Genomic DNA, 16097 nt, shown 5'->3' with positions numbered 1-16097 from the left:
GCCGCGGCCGCCATGATGGTTCGCTTGGCGCCCTGTGCGCCGCAGGGGCGGGCACGACCACACGGAGCCGCCGATGTCGCCGTTTGCACCTCTGCGCGAGTTGAACACCACCCAGCGTCACACCGTATTGGCCAGCTTTCTCGGCTGGACGCTGGATGCGTTCGACTACTTCCTGCTCACCTTCGTGATCGTGAGCGTGGCGCAGGAGTTCCACGTCGGCAAGGAACACGTCACCTATGGGCTCTTCCTTACCCTCGCGGCGCGTCCACTGGGCGCGTTGCTGTTTGGACGCCTGGCCGACCGCTACGGGCGGCGACCCATCTTGATGCTCGACGTGATCCTGTTTTCGCTCTTCGAACTGGCGACCGCGTTTGCCAACTCGCTCACGGCGTTGCTGGTGCTGCGGTTCCTGTTCGGCATCGCGATGGGTGGCGAATGGGGTATCGGCGCCTCGCTGGCGATGGAGTCCATTCCCGCGAAGGCGCGCGGCGTGGTATCGGGCCTGCTGCAAAGCGGCTATCCCGTGGGGTTCTTCCTGGGCGCGTTGGTCAACTGGCTGCTGGTGGACCACATCGGCTGGCGTGGCCTGTTCGTGGTTGGCGCGGCACCGGCCTTGCTGGTGCTCTACATCCGTCGCACCGTGCCCGAGTCGGAGGTATGGCAGCAGGGCCAGGCGACCCAGCCCAGGCGCGGCCTGCTGGAATCGATGCGTGGCCACTGGAAGCTTGCTATCTACCTGATGCTGCTGATGATGGCGTTCAACATGTTCAGCCACGGCTCGCAGGACCTCTATCACACGTTCGAAGAGGAAAGCCTGCACCTGCCGACCGGTTCCGGCGCCGCCTTCATGCTGGTGGCGATGCTCAATCTCGGCGCGCTGGTGGGTGGCCTGTTCTTCGGTGCCCTGTCAGAACGCTTCGGACGGCGGCGGACCATCATCCTGGCGGCGCTGCTGGCCATTCCCGTCATTCCGCTGTGGATGCACGGCGGCTCGCTACCGTTACTGGCCCTGGGCGCCTTCCTGGTCCAGGTGATGGTGCAGGGCGCCTGGGGCGTGGTGCCGACGCACCTGAACGAATTGGCGCCGGAAGGCATGCGCGGCACGTTGCCCGGCTTCGCTTACCAGACCGGCAACCTGCTGGCCGCCGTGACGGCCAACGCCCAGTTGTGGATCGCCGGCTGGCACGGCGGGGACCTGGCCTTCGCCATGTCGGTGTGGATTGCCGGCGTGGCGGTGCTGCTGGCCGTGCTGGCCTGGCTGGGGCCGGAGGCGCGTGGCGTGAGGTTCGGCCAGCCTCGCCCGGAAAAGGGCGTCTAGGCGGCCAGGCTGCTAGAATACGGGGTTTGCATTCCTCACGAGACACGCAATGAAGGCTGGCAAGGACAAAGTCATCTCGCTCCACTACACGCTTACCGTGGACGGCGAGAAGGTCGAGAGCTCGCTCGACCGCAACGAACCGCTGTGGATCCTGCTCGGCCATGGCCAGCTGATCCCGGGCCTGGAGAAGGCGCTGGAAGGCCACGAGGCAGGCGACACCCTGCAGGCCGAGATCGCCCCGGCCGAGGGCTACGGCGAGCGCCAGGAAGGCCTCACCCAGCGCGTGCCGAAGAAGTACTTCCAGCAGGCTGCCAAGCTCAAGCCGGGCATGACCACGGTGCTGGCGCTGAAGGAAGGCGGCCACCGCGTGGTGGTGGTGCAGAAGGTGGGCATGACCACGGTCGACGTGGACCTCAATCATCCGATGGCCGGCAAGACGCTGAACTTTGACGTGACCGTCAATGAAGTGCGTGACGGCACCGAGGAAGAAATCCAGCACGGTCATGCGCATCCGCCGGGTGCCGAGGCGCATTGATGCTTGGCCGCTCCGCTCTCGTTGGATGAGGGCGGACTAGGGGCGTGGCCTGGCCGGAATGGGGGCGGGCCATTGCCTTGGTTAGCTAGTGAACTTTTAGGGGCGCGCGTCGTCTGTGCGAAACCCTGGCCTCAACCCGACGCGGCACCTCCCTGCAGGAGCGCACCCCGTGCGCGACAGCCTTTCCGGTCCGCACGTTTATCGCTCTAGCTAAGAGCGGCCGTTGCCTTCGGTAGCCGTGCTGCCACGAGCATGCCGTTTACGACCGAAGGGAGTCCCCGTGGGACGCAGCGGGCGTTTCGATCCCCTGCCGGCGACGCGAAGCTAGTCCCTGCGGGGCGACGCGAAGCTGGTCCCGTGGGAAGCTCGAGACCCTTTCTTTTGTTGGCCCACGCACGCGTTCTTGGCGTGCGAACGACGAAGCCGGCCCAAAGGGCGGAGGGCGCTAGCCCGGAGTCAAAGTCCCGCGGGATGAGCTTCGCGTCAAAAGTAACCCAAAGTAGTGGCCTTTTAGAGCCAAGGCTCATAGCAGTACGGGGAATGGAAGCGTCGGAGGAACGAGGCCAGCCTTGCTGCGCTCGTTACTACCTCGAACGGAGCGGCTACACCGCAACGCGCCGTAGCGAAGAGGACTTAAAGCAGCTTTGTTTTGCGCCTCGGTGCTCCACTTCTCCCTCTCCCCGCCGGGGAGAGGGCCGGGGTGAGGGGCAGGTGCTCGCGATAACGTTGGTTACCGTGCGTGCAGCACCCTGACTAGTCGAGAGGCAAGCCGCTCAAAATCCGGCCCTCGACGGCACGCGCAAACCCACAAAAAGACAACGGCGCCTCTCGGCGCCGTTATTTTTTCCACGCTACAACCACTCACACCAGCGTGATCTGCACATCCACATTGCCGCGCGTCGCATGCGAATACGGGCAGATGTCGTTGTGCGCGGTGTCCACCAGATCCTGCGCCACGGCGCGGTCGATGCCGGGCAGGCTCACGTCCAGCTTCACGGCGATGCCGAAGCCGGTCGGTTCGCGCGGGCCGATGCCGACGTGCGCGGTTACCGAGGCGTCCTTCAGCGTCACGCCCTTCTGGCGCGCCACGAAGCGCACGGCGCCTTCGAAGCAGGCTGCATAGCCGGCGGCGAACAGCTGTTCCGGATTGCTGCCGGCGCCGCCCGGGCCGCCCAGGCCCTTGGGTACGACCAACTGCAGGTCGAGCACGCCGTCGCCGCTCTTGGCGTGGCCTTCGCGGCCGCCGGTCACGGTAGCGGTGGCGGTGTAGAGAATCTTGCTGATGTTCATGGTCAGTCCTCGATGGGGGAGAGTTGGAGTTGCCGGGTCATTCGCTTCAGTTCATCGCGCAACGTTTGCATCTGTTCGAGCGAAAGCTGCAGGCGTTGGGCCATGCATTTGGGTACGTCGCTGGCCTGGTCGCGCAGGGCGAGGCCGGCGTCGGTCAGGCGGATGTCCACCTCGCGCTCGTCTTCCGTACGCCGTTGACGGTCGACCAGTCCGGCCGCCTGCAACCGCTTCAGCAGCGGTGTGAGCGTTCCCGAATCCAGTTGGAGGCGTTGCCCCAGCTCGCGCACGGTCAGGCCGTCCTGCTCCCACAGCACCAGCATCACCAGGTATTGCGGGTAGGTCAGCCCCAGTGGTTCCAGCAGCGGCCGGTACAGGCCGGTGACGGAACGCGAGGCGGCGTACAGCGCAAAACACAGTTGCTGGTCCAGCAGCAGGTGATTAGGGGTTGGCTTGCGTTTCATGGCTGCAATTCTACGTGCAAAATTAAATTGTATACAATTCAATTTTCCGATCGAAACGATAGGCCATGCCTAAGGCTTGGTCCATGGAGGGGCGGAGGCTAATCGAGCAGGCGTTTGCCGAAGGCGAAATGATCGCGCCAGTAGGGGCCGTCGATATCGTCCAGCCGTACGGTGCCGCCGCTGTTGGGGGCGTGGACGAAGCGACCCTTGCCCACGTAGACGCCGACATGGCTGATGCCCGTATGGCCGCCGAAGAACACCAGGTCGCCGCTTACCAGGTCGGTCATGCGGCGCACGCGTTCGCCGTTCAGTTCCGACATCTCGCGTGAGCTGTGGGGCAGCGAAAGGCCTGCCGCATTGCGATAGATGTAATCGACCAGGCCACTGCAATCGAACCCGCCGTCGGGTGTGTTGCCGCCCCAGCGGTAGGGCGTGCCCACCAGGGCGATCGCGCGGAACAGTACGTCGTTGGCCGTGCCCGCGTTGCCGGCCGGAGCGCGCGCCGGAAGATTGGCCAGGGCGGATTGGGATTCACGCGGTGCCGGCTTGCGCGGGCCGCTCGCGCAGGCGGTCAGCAGCAGGAGGGCCGAACCCAGCAGGAGCAGACGCGCCGATCGCCACGGCGCGTTCGCTGTGGATGGAGCGTCGACCTCCGGGCTCATCGGCTATCCCTTCTGCGTGGATTGGCCGTGAGACTAGCAAATCAATTACTTATCTGAAAGAGCGAAGAGTTTGCGCGAAATAATCTCAGCTAGGGCGAAGATTCCGAGCCATCGACCGTGAGGTTGCGCTGCCCCAGGTTGTGGCCGTCCCGGTTCTTCGCGATCACCCGGTACTCGCCGGGGCGCAGATACAGCGTGTTGATGCTGTTGGCGGTGAGGAAGGTATAGCGGTCGGCGGGAATGGAGTCGTCGCTTTCGTTGGCGTAGTGCGCTTCCACCACGCAAGGCAGTTGGCTCTGGCAAAAATCGGTTGATACCACGCGAGGGACGCGCGCCCCGTTGAGCGTCAGCCAATGCGGGCGGCGCTGGTGGCCGGGCGGCGGCAGGATCACGTCCACGTCGTGCCGATCCGGATCGGAAGACCACACGCTGCCGTTCTGGCGGCTGATCAGCACGGAAGGGTCGGTGACCGGAAACTGGGCGGTGAGTCGCTTGTAGAGATCCTTGTCGGGCATCGGCCCGATGTCGCGCCAGCGCGTCTGGTCGATGCTCAGCGGGTCGAAGCCGGAGAGCTGCTTGAGCAGCATCGCCATCGGCTTGATCGAGCCGCCGAGGTTGCCCGGCGCCTTGTCGATGTGCGCGTAGCCCGCGTGCACGAACAGTTTGGCCTTCGGATCCTTGGCGAACACCTTCTGGTAGAGCAGGTTGGCCTGCCCCTGCTCGCGGTCGGCCAGCACGTCATTCTCGGACTCGTAGGACACGACCTGGAAACCGAGCTTGATCGCCTGGCGGATGATGTCGCCATACAGCGGTTCGTGCAGGTACTGGCTGCCGGAGGTGTTGATCGGGTAGCCGCGCTTCATCAAGTCAGTGTCGGTGTTGACCAGCGCTTCGGCCGCGAAATAGTTGAAGCCTTCGGCGCGCAGCTTGGGCAGCAGCTCCAGGGTCAGTTCGCGCGTGTGCGCATCGTGGTGCGCCTCGTTGATCATCACGATGTGCCGGTCGGTCGCCAGCTTCACGATTTCATCCACCGCGCTCGTGGGCTGCCAGTCGACGGGCGAGGGCAGCGGCACGGGTGTCTGCACCCGGTTGTCGAACGGAAAGTCGTAGACCGCTTCGCTGTAGAGGCCCAGCTCGTCCTCGACCGACGCCAGCAGTTGCTGGTCGATCAGGCGGTCTTCCCGCGTGAGCTGCTGCATGACCTCCTTGAGGTACATGTAGCGGGCGAGGTCGCTGCGCATGCGCGCGGTTTCCGAGAACAGGTCGCGCGACACCTTGGTGCTCGACGACGCCGTTGCCGGTTGTTGCGGCGGCTGCGCCTGCTGCTGTTTTTCCTGTTGCTGTTGTCGCAACTGCTGCTGCAATTCCTGCAGCTGTTGTTGTTGCTGTTGTTGCCCTGTCGCACCGAGGCAGGCCGGGGAAGCCATGCCTCCTGCGATCGCGCAGATCACTGCCAGGTACCGCACGTGCTTCAACCTGCCGAACTGCACAACGGATCGTTCCATCGCTCAGGTCACTCGGGGTAGGGGCGGGCGTTTGCGACGCTACAATAACCGGATGGATGCTTCACGCAGTGATGTGTTGATTCTTGGCGGCGGCGTCATCGGCCTGGCCTGTGCGTTGTACCTGCTGAAGTCCGGAGCTACCGTGCGCGTTTTGGAGCAGGGTACCCCGGGTTGTGGCAGTTCGCACGGCAATTGTGGAACGATCACCCCCAGCCACGCCGCCCCCCTGGCCATGCCAGGCATGCTCGGCGTCGCCTTGCGCTCGATGCTTCGCGCCGACGCGCCGCTCTACCTCAACCCCCGATTCGACGGTCCCCGCCTTCGCTGGCTGCTGGGCTTTGCCCGGCATTGCAACTGGCGCGACTTCGAGCATGCCGCCCGGGCGCGGTCGGCGATCCTGCAGCGTTCACGCGGCCTGCTGGGTTCGCTGGTGCGCGAGGAGCCGTTGGACTGCGAGTTCGGTGAAGAGGGCGAGCTCTATGTGTACCGCACGCCACAGGCGCTCGAGGCGGACGAACGGCATCACGCCCAGGTGCTCGAGCGCCTGGGCGTCGAGGTGCAGCGCCTCAAGGGCGACGAGGTGGAAGCGCGCGAACCCGCGTTGAAGCCGGGCGTGGCCGGTGGCCTGTTTCATCCCGGCGATGCGCGCCTGCGACCCGACCGCTATGCGGCGGAACTGGCGCGCCGCGTGATGGAACTGGGTGGCGCCATCGAAACCGGCGCGCGCATCGACGACTTCGGCCTGCGCGAGGGTCGCATCGAACATGTGCGGACGACGCGCGGCGTGTTCCGCTCGGACCGCGTGGTGATGGCGCTGGGCGCCTGGTCGCCATTGCTCGGTCGCAGCCTTGGCCTGCGGCTTCCGATGCAGCCTGGCAAGGGATACTCGCTCACCTATACGCGACCCACGCGGGTGCCGCGCCATGCACTGGTGCTGCGCGAAGCCGCGGTCTGCGTGACGACCTGGGAAACCGGCTACCGGCTCGGCAGCACCATGGAGTTCTCCGGCTACGTGGAAGGACTCAACCGCACGCGCCTCGATGCCTTGCGCCGCGGCGCCGCCCAAGGGCTGCACGAACCCGAAGGCCCGCAATTGCTGGAAGAGTGGTGGGGTTGGCGACCGATGAGCATGGACGAGGTGCCGATCATCGGTCCGAGCTCGCGCTGGTCCAACCTCATGTTCGCCACGGCGCACGGCATGCTTGGCGTAAGCATGTCGGCCGCCACCGGTGAACTGGTGGCCGCACTGATGCGTGGCGGCACGCCGCCGATCGATCCGTCCCCGTATGCGCCAGCGCGCTTTGGCGTGTGATCCTTACGCCATGTGGCCGTTTGCTCGCTTAGGGTCATACCTCGACTGGAGATTTCGATGGCCGACACCTTCGACCTGATCGTGCTGGGCGGTGGCTCCGGCGGTTTGGCCGCTGCGTTCCGTGCAGCCCGCCACGGCGCGCGCGTCGCCTTGCTGGAACCGGGTGCGCTGGGTGGCACCTGCGTCAACGTCGGCTGCGTGCCGAAGAAAGCGCTGTGGTTTGCGGCGCAGCTGGCGCAGCAGCAGACGCTCGCCCAGGACTACGGCTTCGCGACCCGCGTGGGCCAGCTCGACTGGGAGCACTTCCGCCAGCTGCGCCAGAGCTACATCGACGGTATCCGGCTGCGCTACGACGCCCGCCTGGAGGAAGCCGGCATCCAGGTGTTTGCGGAAACTGGTCGCTTCGTCGCTCCGGACACCATCGCGACCTCCAGCGGCGACGAACTGCGCGCCACGCAGATCCTCATCGCCACGGGCGGCAGGCCGCGCCGGCTCGACCTGCCGGGTTTCGACCTCGGGCTCGTGTCCGACGACATCTTCGCGCTGCACCAGTTGCCGCGTCGCATCGCGGTGATCGGTGGCGGCTATATCGCGGTGGAATTCGCCGGCCTGTTGCGCGCGCTCGGCAGCGAAGTGACGCTGCATGTGCGCAACCGCATGCTCACCGACTTCGACGCGGAACTGGTCGACGCGCTGGGTGAACGCATGCACGAGCAAGGCATCGCGATTACCGGCCAGGTGCAGGTCACGGGCCTTCATCGCGAAGGGCAGGACATCGTGATCGACGACGAAGTGAATGGTCCCTGCGGCCCCTACGATGCCGTGCTGTGGGCGGTGGGTCGCGTACCCAACAGCGACCGGTTGGACCTCGATGCCGCCGGCGTGCATGTCGACGAAGGTGGGCACGTGGTTACCGACGCCTGGCAGGCCACCAACGTCGCCGGCATCAGTGCGGTGGGAGACGTCACCGAGCGTCCACAACTGACGCCGGTGGCCGTGGCGGCGGGGCGTCGCCTCGCCGATCGCCTGTTCGGCGGGCAACCGAACAGCCGTCTCGACTACGAGAACATCCCCACCGTGGTGTTCGCCGAGCCGCCGCTCGCCATGATCGGCATGACCGAAGCGCAGGCGCGCGAATTCCACGGCGACCAGGTGCACGTCTATCGCAGCCGCTTTACGCCGCTGCAATGGGCTGTGGCTGGCCGTACCGCCCCAAGCCTGATGAAAGTCCTCTGCGTGGGCGACGACGAGCGCGTGGTAGGCATCCACGTGCTTGGACCGGGAGCGGACGAGATGCTGCAGGGGTTCGCGGTGGCGATGAAGATGGGGATGCGCAAGCGCGACCTCGATGCCACCGTGGCGATTCACCCCAGTTCCGCCGAAGAGCTCGTGCTGATGGGCTAGCGTCGCCGCACCGCCGCGTGCCGACGTTTCAGGCACGACGCTAAACTGCCGTCATGACCACCACGTTCACGCTCGATCGCGGCACCGCGCCGCTGCTCATCAGCCTGCCGCACGACGGCAGCCATATTCCCGAGGCCATCGCTGCGCGCATGCATCCGGCGGCGCGGCGCGCACCGGATACCGACTGGCACGTCGGCCGCCTCTACGAGCCGCTGGCAAAGGAGCTCGGCGCGAGCGTGCTGCGCCCGCGCCTGTCGCGTTACGTCGTCGATCTCAACCGGCCGGCGGACGGCCACGCGCTGTATCCGGGACGCAAGGAAACCGGGCTGGTGTCGACCGTGGGTTTCGACGGCGCGCCGCTCTACCTGGACGGCGAAGAGCCGACGACCGAGGAAATCCAACGTCGGGTGAACGAATGCTGGCAGCCGTATCACCAGGCGTTGTCGCAAGAACTTGAACGCCTGCTCGCCGAACACGGGCGCGCGGTGCTGTGGGAAGGCCACTCCATCCGCAGCCAGGTGCCGATGCTGTTCGAAGGTCGCTTGCCTGACCTGAACCTCGGTACCGCCGACGGCGAGAGTTGCGGGCCGGCATTGCAGCAGCAGCTGCAGGGCGCATTGGAGAGCCAATCGCGATACAGCCATGTGCTCAACGGGCGCTTCAAGGGCGGTTACATCACGCGCCACTATGGCCGTCCGGATGCCCATGTGCAGGCGGTCCAACTGGAGCTGGCGCAGCTCAACTACATGGACGAAGACAGCTTCGCGTATGACTCGGCCAAGGCGGCGCCACTGCAGGAAGTGATCCTGCAGCTGCTGCGCCTGTGCACGGGGACGTAAGAAGCTTCGCTCCGTGTTAGGGACTTGCAATGTCAAGCCGCGGGCCCCGGAAATCTCACGCAGAGGCAGGAAAACCCGTATTCAAGGCTGCGCCGAAACGTGTCATGGTGTAGCCGTCGCGCCGCCCGCGTCGCCGGGTTCCGGCCGGGTCCGCGACACATGACGTTCGAGGTTCTGCACCATGCGTAAGTTCGCGATCGCTTCCCTCCTCGTGGCGGGCGTTGCTCTCTGCGGTTCCGTGATGGCTCAGGATGCTGCCCCGCAGGCGGCGCCCGCGACCAAGGCTGCTTCATCGACCCAACCGGCCCACTCGTCCTCGCATCACCACAAGAAGAAATCCGACCAGTCGGGCACCAGCAACCACAAGGGCAAGTCGGCCAAGAAATCAGCCAAGTCGGCCTTGCCGGCCACGACCACCAGTCACTGATACCGCGGCCGCTTCAACGAAAAACCCCGGCACGCATGCCGGGGTTTTTCGTTTGGTGCCCTTGTCGAGACTTCACCGCACGCGCCGTGATCACTCTTCGTTCCGTGGCAGCGACGCGACGCACTTCAGCTCGATGGCGATCGGCGTGGGCAGCGCGGTGATGCCCAGCGTCGTGCGACACGCGTCCACGCCGGCGAAGTGTTCGGCATAGAGCCGGTTGTAGACGGGAAAGTCGCGTGTCATGTCGGTGAGGAACACGGTGACATCCACCAGGTCTTCCCAGCGCGCTCCGCTGGCGTCGAGCACGGCGCGCACGTTGGCGAATACCTGGCGGCACTGTGCCTCGATGTCGTAGCTCACCAGCTTGCCGTGCGCGTCGTACACGTTGCCGGGGATGGCGTTGTCGTCCGGCTGGCGCGGACCCACGCCGGAGAGGAACAGCAGATCGCCGACGCGTCGCGCATGCGGGTAGGCGCCAACCGGCGCCGGCGCCTTGCTGGTGCGGACGATCTCGCTCACCGGTTGAATTCCGGAATGGTGCCCAGGCGCTGCAGCGCATGCTCATACGCAGGCTTGAGGTCTTCGCGCGAGCTCACGTGCATGCCAAGGTCATTCACGTGGCCATCGAACAGGCTGTAACACCACGCATGCACGGACAGCTTCTGCCCGCGCTCCCATGCATCCATCACCATGGTGGTGTGGCACACGTTGACCACCTGTTCCATCGCATTGAGTTCGCACAGGCGTGCGTTGCGAAGATTCATCAGGTCGATGGAATTGAGCAGGCCGGAATGCTTCTGCGCCACGTCCCCTACATGGCGCAGCCAGTTGTCGACCAGGCCGATGCGGCGTTCGTCGAGGACGGCCTGCACGCCGCCGCAGCCGTAGTGGCCGACCACGATGATGTGCTCGACCTTCAGCGCATCCACGGCGAACTGGATGGTGCTGAGGCAATTGAGGTCGGTATGCGACACCACGTTGGCGACGTTGCGCTGGACGAAGATGTCGCCGGGCGGCAAATCGACGATCTGGGTCGCCGGCACGCGCGAATCGGAGCAGCCGATCCACAGATACTTCGGTGCCTGCTGTTGCGCGAGGCGCTCGAAGAAACGGGGATCTTCCGCGCGTACGGCGGAGGACCAGGCGCGATTGCTTTCGAGCAGGTTCTGGAGTGGGCTTTTCACGTCGGTCGTCTCAATAGCGAATGCAGATGTTTTTCGGCTCGGTGAAGAAGCGCAACGCTTCCGTGCCGCCTTCGCGGCCGAGCCCGGATTGCTTCGTGCCGCCAAAGGGCGTGCGCAGGTCACGCAGCAGCCAGCAGTTGATCCACACGATGCCGAAATCCAGTAGTGCGCCGAAACGATGCGCGCGCGACAGATCGCGCGTCCACACCGACGCGGCGAGGCCGTAGCCCGTGCCGTTGGCGATGGCCAGTGCCTCGGCTTCATCCTCGAAGGGAATCAGGCTCACCACCGGACCGAAGATTTCCTGCTGGTTGGTGGCGGCATCGCTGTCCAGGCCTTCGATGACGGTGGGCGCCACGAACCAGCCTTCAGCACAGCGCCCCGCGATTTGTACCGCATCGCCGCCACAAAGCACCCGGCCGCCTTCCTCGCGCGCGGTGGCGACGCAGCCCATCACCTTGTCGAAATGCTCGCGCGAGACGAGTGCGCCGAGGTCGCTGCCTGCCTCGTTCGGATCGCCCACGCGAAGCGCCTTCACGCGTGCCAGATAGCGCTCGCGGAAGCTGTCGTAGATCGAGCGCTGTATCAGCAGGCGCGAGCCGCACAGGCAGATTTCGCCCTGGTTGGCGAAGCCCGAACGCACGATGGTGTCGAGGTTGGCATCGCTGAGGTCGGCGTCGTCGAACACGACGGCGGGATTCTTGCCGCCCAATTCCAGCGAGACCTTCTTGAAGTGCGTCGCCGCCGCGGCAGCGATCTGCGCACCGGTGCGCGTGCTGCCGGTGAACGACACAGCCTTCACCGCGACGTGCTCCACGATCGCCTGGCCTACGCTGGGGCCCCGACCCTGCACGATATTGAACACGCCCGGTGGAAAGCCGGCCTCGATGCTCAGTTCGCCCAGCAGGGCGGCCGTGCACGGCGTGATTTCCGAGGGCTTGGCGACCACGGCGTTGCCGGCGGCAAGCGCAGGCGCGATCTTCCAGGTGAACAGGTACAGCGGGAGGTTCCACGGACTGATGCAGCCGACCACGCCCAAGGGCTGGCGCAGCGTGTAGTTGATCGCGCCGGTTTCCATCGCGTGCGACTCGCTGCTCCACGCCACGATGCCTGCCGCGAAATGGCGAAGGTTGGCGACGGCGCGCGGGATATCCAGGTTGCGCGCCTGCGCCAACGGCTTGCCGCTGTCGCGCGATTCCAGCGCCACGAACTCCTCGAGCCTGGCTTCGATGAGATCGGCGAGGGCATTCAGGAGGCTGGCGCGGCGTTCCGTGGGTGTCGCCGCCCACGCCGGTGCCGCACGCTGCGCCGCGGCGACCGCTTCGGCGACATCTTCGGCAGAGGAATCGGGACAGTGTGCGAAGACCTGGCCGGTGGCCGGTTCGAACACGTCCAGCCAGCGATCATGTCGCGGTGCCTGCAGGCGACCGTCGATCAGGTTGGCGAGGCGCAGGGTTGGCATCGGTACAAGCTTAAGGCCTGGGGCACCGGAATGCACCGGACGCGTGCGTATGCGCAGGGCAGAGGCTCAACGGTAGGAGCGCACCCAGTGCGCGACCGCGGTGTTGCGGCGTCAGCGCTTCGTGGGCTTTTCGCGCACTGGGTACGCTCCTACAAAAGGGCCGGTCGCGCCCTGTATCAGGCCAGCGTGCGCGTGCGCCCGCCGTCGACGGGAATGCTCACGCCATTCACGTAGGCCGCAGCAGGCGTGCAGAGGAATGCGATCACCGACGCCACTTCCGACGCTTCGCCAAACCGGCGCGCCGGCACGGAGGCCAGGATGCCCTGGGCGATCTCGTCGCCCGAGCGGCCGCTGGTGCTGGCCTGCGCCGAAAGCAGGCTGTCCAGTCGCGAGGTGCGCGTATAGCCCGGCAGTACGTTGTTCACCGTGATGCCGTCGGAGGCCAGTTCGCTGGAAAGCGTTTTCGCCCAGGCGGCCACGGCGGCGCGCACGGTGTTGGATACGCCGAGGCCCGCGATGGGTTCCTTCACCGACGTGGAGATCACGTTGACGATGCGGCCATAACTGCTGGCCCGCATGCCCGGCAGCAAGGCCTGCAACAGCGTCTGGCCGGCCAGCAGGTGCTGTCGGAACGCCGCCTCGTAGGCGCCTACCTCGGCGGTATGCGCCGGACCACCCGGCGGGCCGCCCGTGTTGTTGATCAGTATCTGGATCGGATTCGGCGCAACGATGTCGACCAATGCCGTGCGCAGGTTGTCGGTCTGCGACATGTCCACCGCGAACCAGCGATGCTGCTGTCCATGCTTGCGCGGCAGTTCGTCGGCGACTGCCTTGAGTGCATCCGCGTTGCGCGCCAGCACGGTGATGCTGGCGCCCAGTTCGGCCAGCTCGATGGCGCTTGCGCGGCCGATACCTTGCGAGGCACCGCAGACAAGGGCGTGACGTCCGCTCAGGTCCAGCTGCATGGGAGAGGCTCCTTGCGGTGGAAGGGAACTAGCGTGCGTTGAGCTGGATGCCGAGGGCGCCGAACCAGCACAGCCACGCTACCCACAGACTGTAGCGCCATGCGCGACGCCAGCGCGTGATGGCGCTGTCTTCGAGTGCGGGCAATACCGGCGAACGCAGGGCGAGCTGCAGGCGCATCCAGGTGCGCAGCAGGTTCGCGGGCCGGCCGTCGGCCTCGGCGATGATCTGCCATTCGTGCGGATGATGGCGGCGCAGCAGCGAGGCCACGCGATACTGCGATCCGAAATGCAGCAGGAAGCAGGCGACGCCGGCCATCAATAGGGTGAGGTAAAGCTCGATCATGCCGTGCCTGTCTTCAGGGTTGCGTGGGCGCCGCCGTGCTCAGCTGCTCGGCGAGCTGCCCGTTGCCGGGGTGTTCGGGGCGTCCGTCCCGTTGCTCTTGGGTGTTGCGGAAGCGGGCGCGCCGGGCTTGTTGCCGTCGCCGATCACCGGGAACGGAATGGAATCGCGCAGCGTGCTCAGCACGCCTTCGCCCTGCTGCGCCTTCGCGCAGATCGCATTGTCCACGGCGCCCTGGTAGGTCTTGTCCATCATGCCGATCCACACGGTCCCATCCGGACCATGCGGGACCTTGAACGTGCCGGCGGCAGCCATCTTCACCGGTGCTTCGGCGGAGAACGCCGCCGGCGACTGTTCCCAATACGTGCTGCTGGCCTGCTGCTTGGCCGAGCTGTACAGCACCAGGTAGCGCGCGCGCTTGTCGGTGACCTCGATGCTGCCGAAGGCGCCGGTCGTCTCGTCCGTCCAGCCCATGTGCTCGCACAGGCCCACGTCCTGCGTGGCGATCGGCTGGAAGGCGTCGTCCAGTAGCACCACGGTGGGCGCGAACAGGTAGCTGGCGCGCAGCCAACGCCCGTTCAATTCCGACTTGAGGGCGACGCGGTAAGGCAGCTGCGTCTCGCGAGGCAGGCTGAAGCTGAGGAAGTAACTGTGCTCGCCGTTGAAGCTGACCACCGTGCTGCCCGGGCCGAGCACGAATTTCTTCGGTTGCCAGGGAAGATTGTCCTGGAAGGAGAAGTCCGCGAACGTGCTGCAGCAGGGCGTGGCCTGCTGCAGCGTCTTGCGCGCCTGCTCGAGGCTGCCGTTCGCGTTCTCCGGCGCCCGCAGGTTGGGCGGCACGAAGGTTTTCATGCTGTGGCATCCGGCAGCGAGGGCGGCGGAAGCAGCGATGGCAATGGAGGCGATCAGGCGATAACGCATGGCATAACCGTCAATCAGAATTCGGCCGTCCCCGCCGCGCGAGGGTAGGGGATGGCATCGCGAATGTTGGACAAGCCGCACACATACACCAGCAGGCGCTCGAAGCCGAGACCAAATCCTGCGTGCGGCACCGTGCCGTAGCGGCGCAGGTCACGGTACCAGCCATAGGTGGCTGGATCGAGACCGAACTGCACCATGCGGCGGTCGAGATATTCCAGGCGCTCTTCGCGCTGGCTGCCGCCGATGATTTCGCCGATGCCAGGCGCCAGCACGTCCATCGCGGCGACGGTCTTCTCGTCGTCGTTCAGGCGCATGTAGAAGGCCTTGATCTGCTCGGGATAGTTCATCACCACGACCGGACGGCCGACGTGCTTCTCGGCCAGGTAACGCTCGTGTTCGGTCTGCAGGTCGATGCCCCAGGCCACCGGGAATTCGAACTTCTGGCCCGATTTCTTGAGGATCTCGACGGCCTCGGTGTAATCGATGCGTTCGAACGGTTTGGCAATAAAGGCTTCCAGACGGCTGATCGCATCCGGCGTCACGCGCTCGGCGAAGAACGCCATGTCGTCCGCGCGCTCCTCCAGCACGGCCTTGAAGATGGCCTTGAGGAAGCCTTCGGCGCAGTCCGCGTCGGCGTGCAGGTCGGCAAAGGCGATCTCCGGTTCCACCATCCAGAACTCGGCCAGGTGGCGCGGCGTGTTGGAGTTCTCGGCGCGGAAGGTCGGGCCGAAGGTGTACACCTTGCTCATGGCCAGGCAGTACGCCTCGACGTTGAGCTGGCCTGACACCGTGAGGAATGCCTCGCGACCGAAGAAATCCTTGCGGAAGTCGATCTTGCCCTCGGGCGTGCGCGGCAGGTTGGCCAGGTCCAGCGTGGACAGGCGGAACATGTCGCCGGCGCCCTCGGCGTCGGACGTGGTGATGATCGGCGTATTGATCCAGAAGAAACCCTGCTCGGTGAGCCAGCGGTGGATCGCCGTCATCATCGTGTGGCGCACGCGGGTCACCGCACCGAACAGGTTGGTGCGCGGGCGCAGGTGCGCCACTTCGCGCAGGAACTCCATGGTGTGCGGCTTGGGCTGGATCGGGTAGGTGAGCGGATCGTCCACGAAGCCGGTGACCTCGACCGACTCGGCCTGGATCTCGAAGCGCTGGCCCTTGCCCTGCGATGGCACCAGCGTGCCGGTGACGATCAGGCCGGCGCCGGTGGTGAGGTGCTTCACCTCGCTCTCGTAGTTGGCGACCTTGTCGGTGACCACCGCCTGGATCGGGTCGAAGCAGGAACCGTCCGTCACGTTCACGAAGGACAGGCCACCCTTGGAATCGCGGATCGTGCGCACCCAGCCGCGCACCGTGACCACGCTGCCGGCTTCGATAGAGCCGGAAAGAGCCTGCTTGACGCTAACCACCGCCATGGATTGAAACTCCTGCTGGGCGCCGCATATCGGACGCATAAGACGAATCTGGCATCA

17 protein-coding genes are annotated in these 16097 nt (G+C 65.7%); 6 read left to right on the top strand and 11 right to left on the bottom strand.

The genetic code is table 11. The features are described 5' to 3' along the window. Window positions 1–73: 73 nt before the first annotated feature. Window positions 74–1318: an MFS transporter gene (locus CA260_RS15125; RefSeq protein WP_111983877.1), complete on the top strand. Its 1245-nt coding sequence runs from the start codon at window positions 74–76 to the stop codon at window positions 1316–1318. Window positions 1319–1367: 49 nt separating this feature from the next. Continuing rightward, on the top strand, window positions 1368–1853 hold the full coding sequence (locus CA260_RS15120; RefSeq protein ID WP_111983876.1) for an FKBP-type peptidyl-prolyl cis-trans isomerase: 486 nt from the start codon (window positions 1368–1370) through the stop codon (window positions 1851–1853). Between the two features lie 861 nt (window positions 1854–2714). On the opposite strand, the gene CA260_RS15115 is transcribed toward CA260_RS15120, so the two are convergent. From CA260_RS15115 to CA260_RS15100, 4 genes are all read right to left on the bottom strand, one after another. After that, entirely contained in the window at window positions 2715–3143 is a 429-nt protein-coding gene (locus CA260_RS15115; protein ID WP_111983875.1) for an organic hydroperoxide resistance protein, read from the bottom strand. A 2-nt stretch (window positions 3144–3145) separates the two neighbouring features. Beyond that, window positions 3146–3604: a MarR family winged helix-turn-helix transcriptional regulator gene (locus CA260_RS15110; RefSeq protein ID WP_111983874.1), complete on the bottom strand. Its 459-nt coding sequence runs from the start codon at window positions 3602–3604 to the stop codon at window positions 3146–3148. A gap of 98 nt (window positions 3605–3702) precedes the next feature. Next, the gene (locus CA260_RS15105; protein WP_111983873.1) at window positions 3703–4266 is read right to left on the bottom strand and encodes a C40 family peptidase; all 564 of its coding nucleotides are present in this window, start codon (window positions 4264–4266) and stop codon (window positions 3703–3705) included. An 89-nt stretch (window positions 4267–4355) separates the two neighbouring features. Then, window positions 4356–5771 (bottom strand): hypothetical protein, encoded by a 1416-nt coding sequence (locus CA260_RS15100; protein WP_191983776.1) that lies wholly within the window; start codon window positions 5769–5771, stop codon window positions 4356–4358. Between the two features lie 52 nt (window positions 5772–5823). Between CA260_RS15100 and CA260_RS15095 the strand changes: the two genes are divergently transcribed. The 4 genes from CA260_RS15095 (at window position 5824) to CA260_RS20965 (ending at window position 9753) form a co-directional block, all read left to right on the top strand. After that, on the top strand, window positions 5824–7083 hold the full coding sequence (locus tag CA260_RS15095) for an NAD(P)/FAD-dependent oxidoreductase (RefSeq protein ID WP_111983872.1): 1260 nt from the start codon (window positions 5824–5826) through the stop codon (window positions 7081–7083). Window positions 7084–7140: 57 nt separating this feature from the next. Beyond that, window positions 7141–8487, top strand: coding sequence for a glutathione-disulfide reductase (gorA, locus tag CA260_RS15090; RefSeq protein ID WP_111983871.1), 1347 nt, complete (start codon window positions 7141–7143; stop codon window positions 8485–8487). A 53-nt stretch (window positions 8488–8540) separates the two neighbouring features. Then, a complete protein-coding gene (gene hutG, locus CA260_RS15085) occupies window positions 8541–9326 on the top strand; it encodes an N-formylglutamate deformylase (protein ID WP_111983870.1) in 786 nt (261 codons plus the stop codon). Window positions 9327–9507: 181 nt separating this feature from the next. Then, the gene (locus tag CA260_RS20965; RefSeq protein ID WP_146745359.1) at window positions 9508–9753 is read left to right on the top strand and encodes a hypothetical protein; all 246 of its coding nucleotides are present in this window, start codon (window positions 9508–9510) and stop codon (window positions 9751–9753) included. Window positions 9754–9843: 90 nt separating this feature from the next. On the opposite strand, the gene CA260_RS15080 is transcribed toward CA260_RS20965, so the two are convergent. The 7 genes from CA260_RS15080 to asnS all read right to left on the bottom strand — a co-directional run bounded on the left by CA260_RS15080 (window position 9844) and on the right by asnS (window position 16040). Continuing rightward, window positions 9844–10272 carry a RidA family protein gene (locus CA260_RS15080; RefSeq protein WP_111983869.1) on the bottom strand — a complete coding sequence of 143 codons (429 nt, stop codon included), beginning with the start codon at window positions 10270–10272 and terminating at the stop codon, window positions 9844–9846. Beyond that, window positions 10269–10937 carry a carbonate dehydratase gene (gene can, locus CA260_RS15075; RefSeq protein ID WP_111983868.1) on the bottom strand — a complete coding sequence of 223 codons (669 nt, stop codon included), beginning with the start codon at window positions 10935–10937 and terminating at the stop codon, window positions 10269–10271. The genes CA260_RS15080 and can overlap by 4 nt, the downstream gene beginning before the upstream one ends. 10 nt (window positions 10938–10947) lie before the next feature. Continuing rightward, window positions 10948–12399 (bottom strand): aldehyde dehydrogenase, encoded by a 1452-nt coding sequence (locus tag CA260_RS15070; RefSeq protein WP_111983867.1) that lies wholly within the window; start codon window positions 12397–12399, stop codon window positions 10948–10950. Window positions 12400–12575: 176 nt separating this feature from the next. Further along, window positions 12576–13364: an SDR family NAD(P)-dependent oxidoreductase gene (locus CA260_RS15065; protein WP_111983866.1), complete on the bottom strand. Its 789-nt coding sequence runs from the start codon at window positions 13362–13364 to the stop codon at window positions 12576–12578. Window positions 13365–13392: 28 nt separating this feature from the next. After that, the gene (locus CA260_RS15060; RefSeq protein WP_111983865.1) at window positions 13393–13707 is read right to left on the bottom strand and encodes a hypothetical protein; all 315 of its coding nucleotides are present in this window, start codon (window positions 13705–13707) and stop codon (window positions 13393–13395) included. Window positions 13708–13746: 39 nt separating this feature from the next. Beyond that, on the bottom strand, window positions 13747–14625 hold the full coding sequence (locus CA260_RS15055; protein ID WP_111983864.1) for a MalM family protein: 879 nt from the start codon (window positions 14623–14625) through the stop codon (window positions 13747–13749). Window positions 14626–14639: 14 nt separating this feature from the next. After that, window positions 14640–16040, bottom strand: coding sequence for an asparagine--tRNA ligase (asnS, locus tag CA260_RS15050; protein WP_111983863.1), 1401 nt, complete (start codon window positions 16038–16040; stop codon window positions 14640–14642). Between the last annotated feature and the right edge of the window lie 57 nt (window positions 16041–16097).

The organism is Dyella jiangningensis (genome assembly GCF_003264855.1).
Taxonomy (GTDB): Bacteria; Pseudomonadota; Gammaproteobacteria; order Xanthomonadales; family Rhodanobacteraceae; genus Dyella; species Dyella jiangningensis_C.
Note: the sequence above shows the minus strand (reverse complement) of the source record. Positions and strands in the feature narration are given on the sequence as shown.

Coding starts and splice junctions, on each gene's coding strand:
- CA260_RS15125 (WP_111983877.1), top strand. CDS start 74: ATGTCGCCGTTTGCACCTCTGCGCGAGTTGAACACCACCCAGCGTCAC.
- CA260_RS15120 (WP_111983876.1), top strand. CDS start 1,368: ATGAAGGCTGGCAAGGACAAAGTCATCTCGCTCCACTACACGCTTACC.
- CA260_RS15115 (WP_111983875.1), bottom strand. CDS start 3,143: ATGAACATCAGCAAGATTCTCTACACCGCCACCGCTACCGTGACCGGC.
- CA260_RS15110 (WP_111983874.1), bottom strand. CDS start 3,604: ATGAAACGCAAGCCAACCCCTAATCACCTGCTGCTGGACCAGCAACTG.
- CA260_RS15105 (WP_111983873.1), bottom strand. CDS start 4,266: ATGAGCCCGGAGGTCGACGCTCCATCCACAGCGAACGCGCCGTGGCGA.
- CA260_RS15100 (WP_191983776.1), bottom strand. CDS start 5,771: ATGGAACGATCCGTTGTGCAGTTCGGCAGGTTGAAGCACGTGCGGTAC.
- CA260_RS15095 (WP_111983872.1), top strand. CDS start 5,824: ATGGATGCTTCACGCAGTGATGTGTTGATTCTTGGCGGCGGCGTCATC.
- gorA (WP_111983871.1), top strand. CDS start 7,141: ATGGCCGACACCTTCGACCTGATCGTGCTGGGCGGTGGCTCCGGCGGT.
- hutG (WP_111983870.1), top strand. CDS start 8,541: ATGACCACCACGTTCACGCTCGATCGCGGCACCGCGCCGCTGCTCATC.
- CA260_RS20965 (WP_146745359.1), top strand. CDS start 9,508: ATGCGTAAGTTCGCGATCGCTTCCCTCCTCGTGGCGGGCGTTGCTCTC.
- CA260_RS15070 (WP_111983867.1), bottom strand. CDS start 12,399: ATGCCAACCCTGCGCCTCGCCAACCTGATCGACGGTCGCCTGCAGGCA.
- CA260_RS15065 (WP_111983866.1), bottom strand. CDS start 13,364: ATGCAGCTGGACCTGAGCGGACGTCACGCCCTTGTCTGCGGTGCCTCG.
- CA260_RS15060 (WP_111983865.1), bottom strand. CDS start 13,707: ATGATCGAGCTTTACCTCACCCTATTGATGGCCGGCGTCGCCTGCTTC.
- CA260_RS15055 (WP_111983864.1), bottom strand. CDS start 14,625: ATGCGTTATCGCCTGATCGCCTCCATTGCCATCGCTGCTTCCGCCGCC.
- asnS (WP_111983863.1), bottom strand. CDS start 16,040: ATGGCGGTGGTTAGCGTCAAGCAGGCTCTTTCCGGCTCTATCGAAGCC.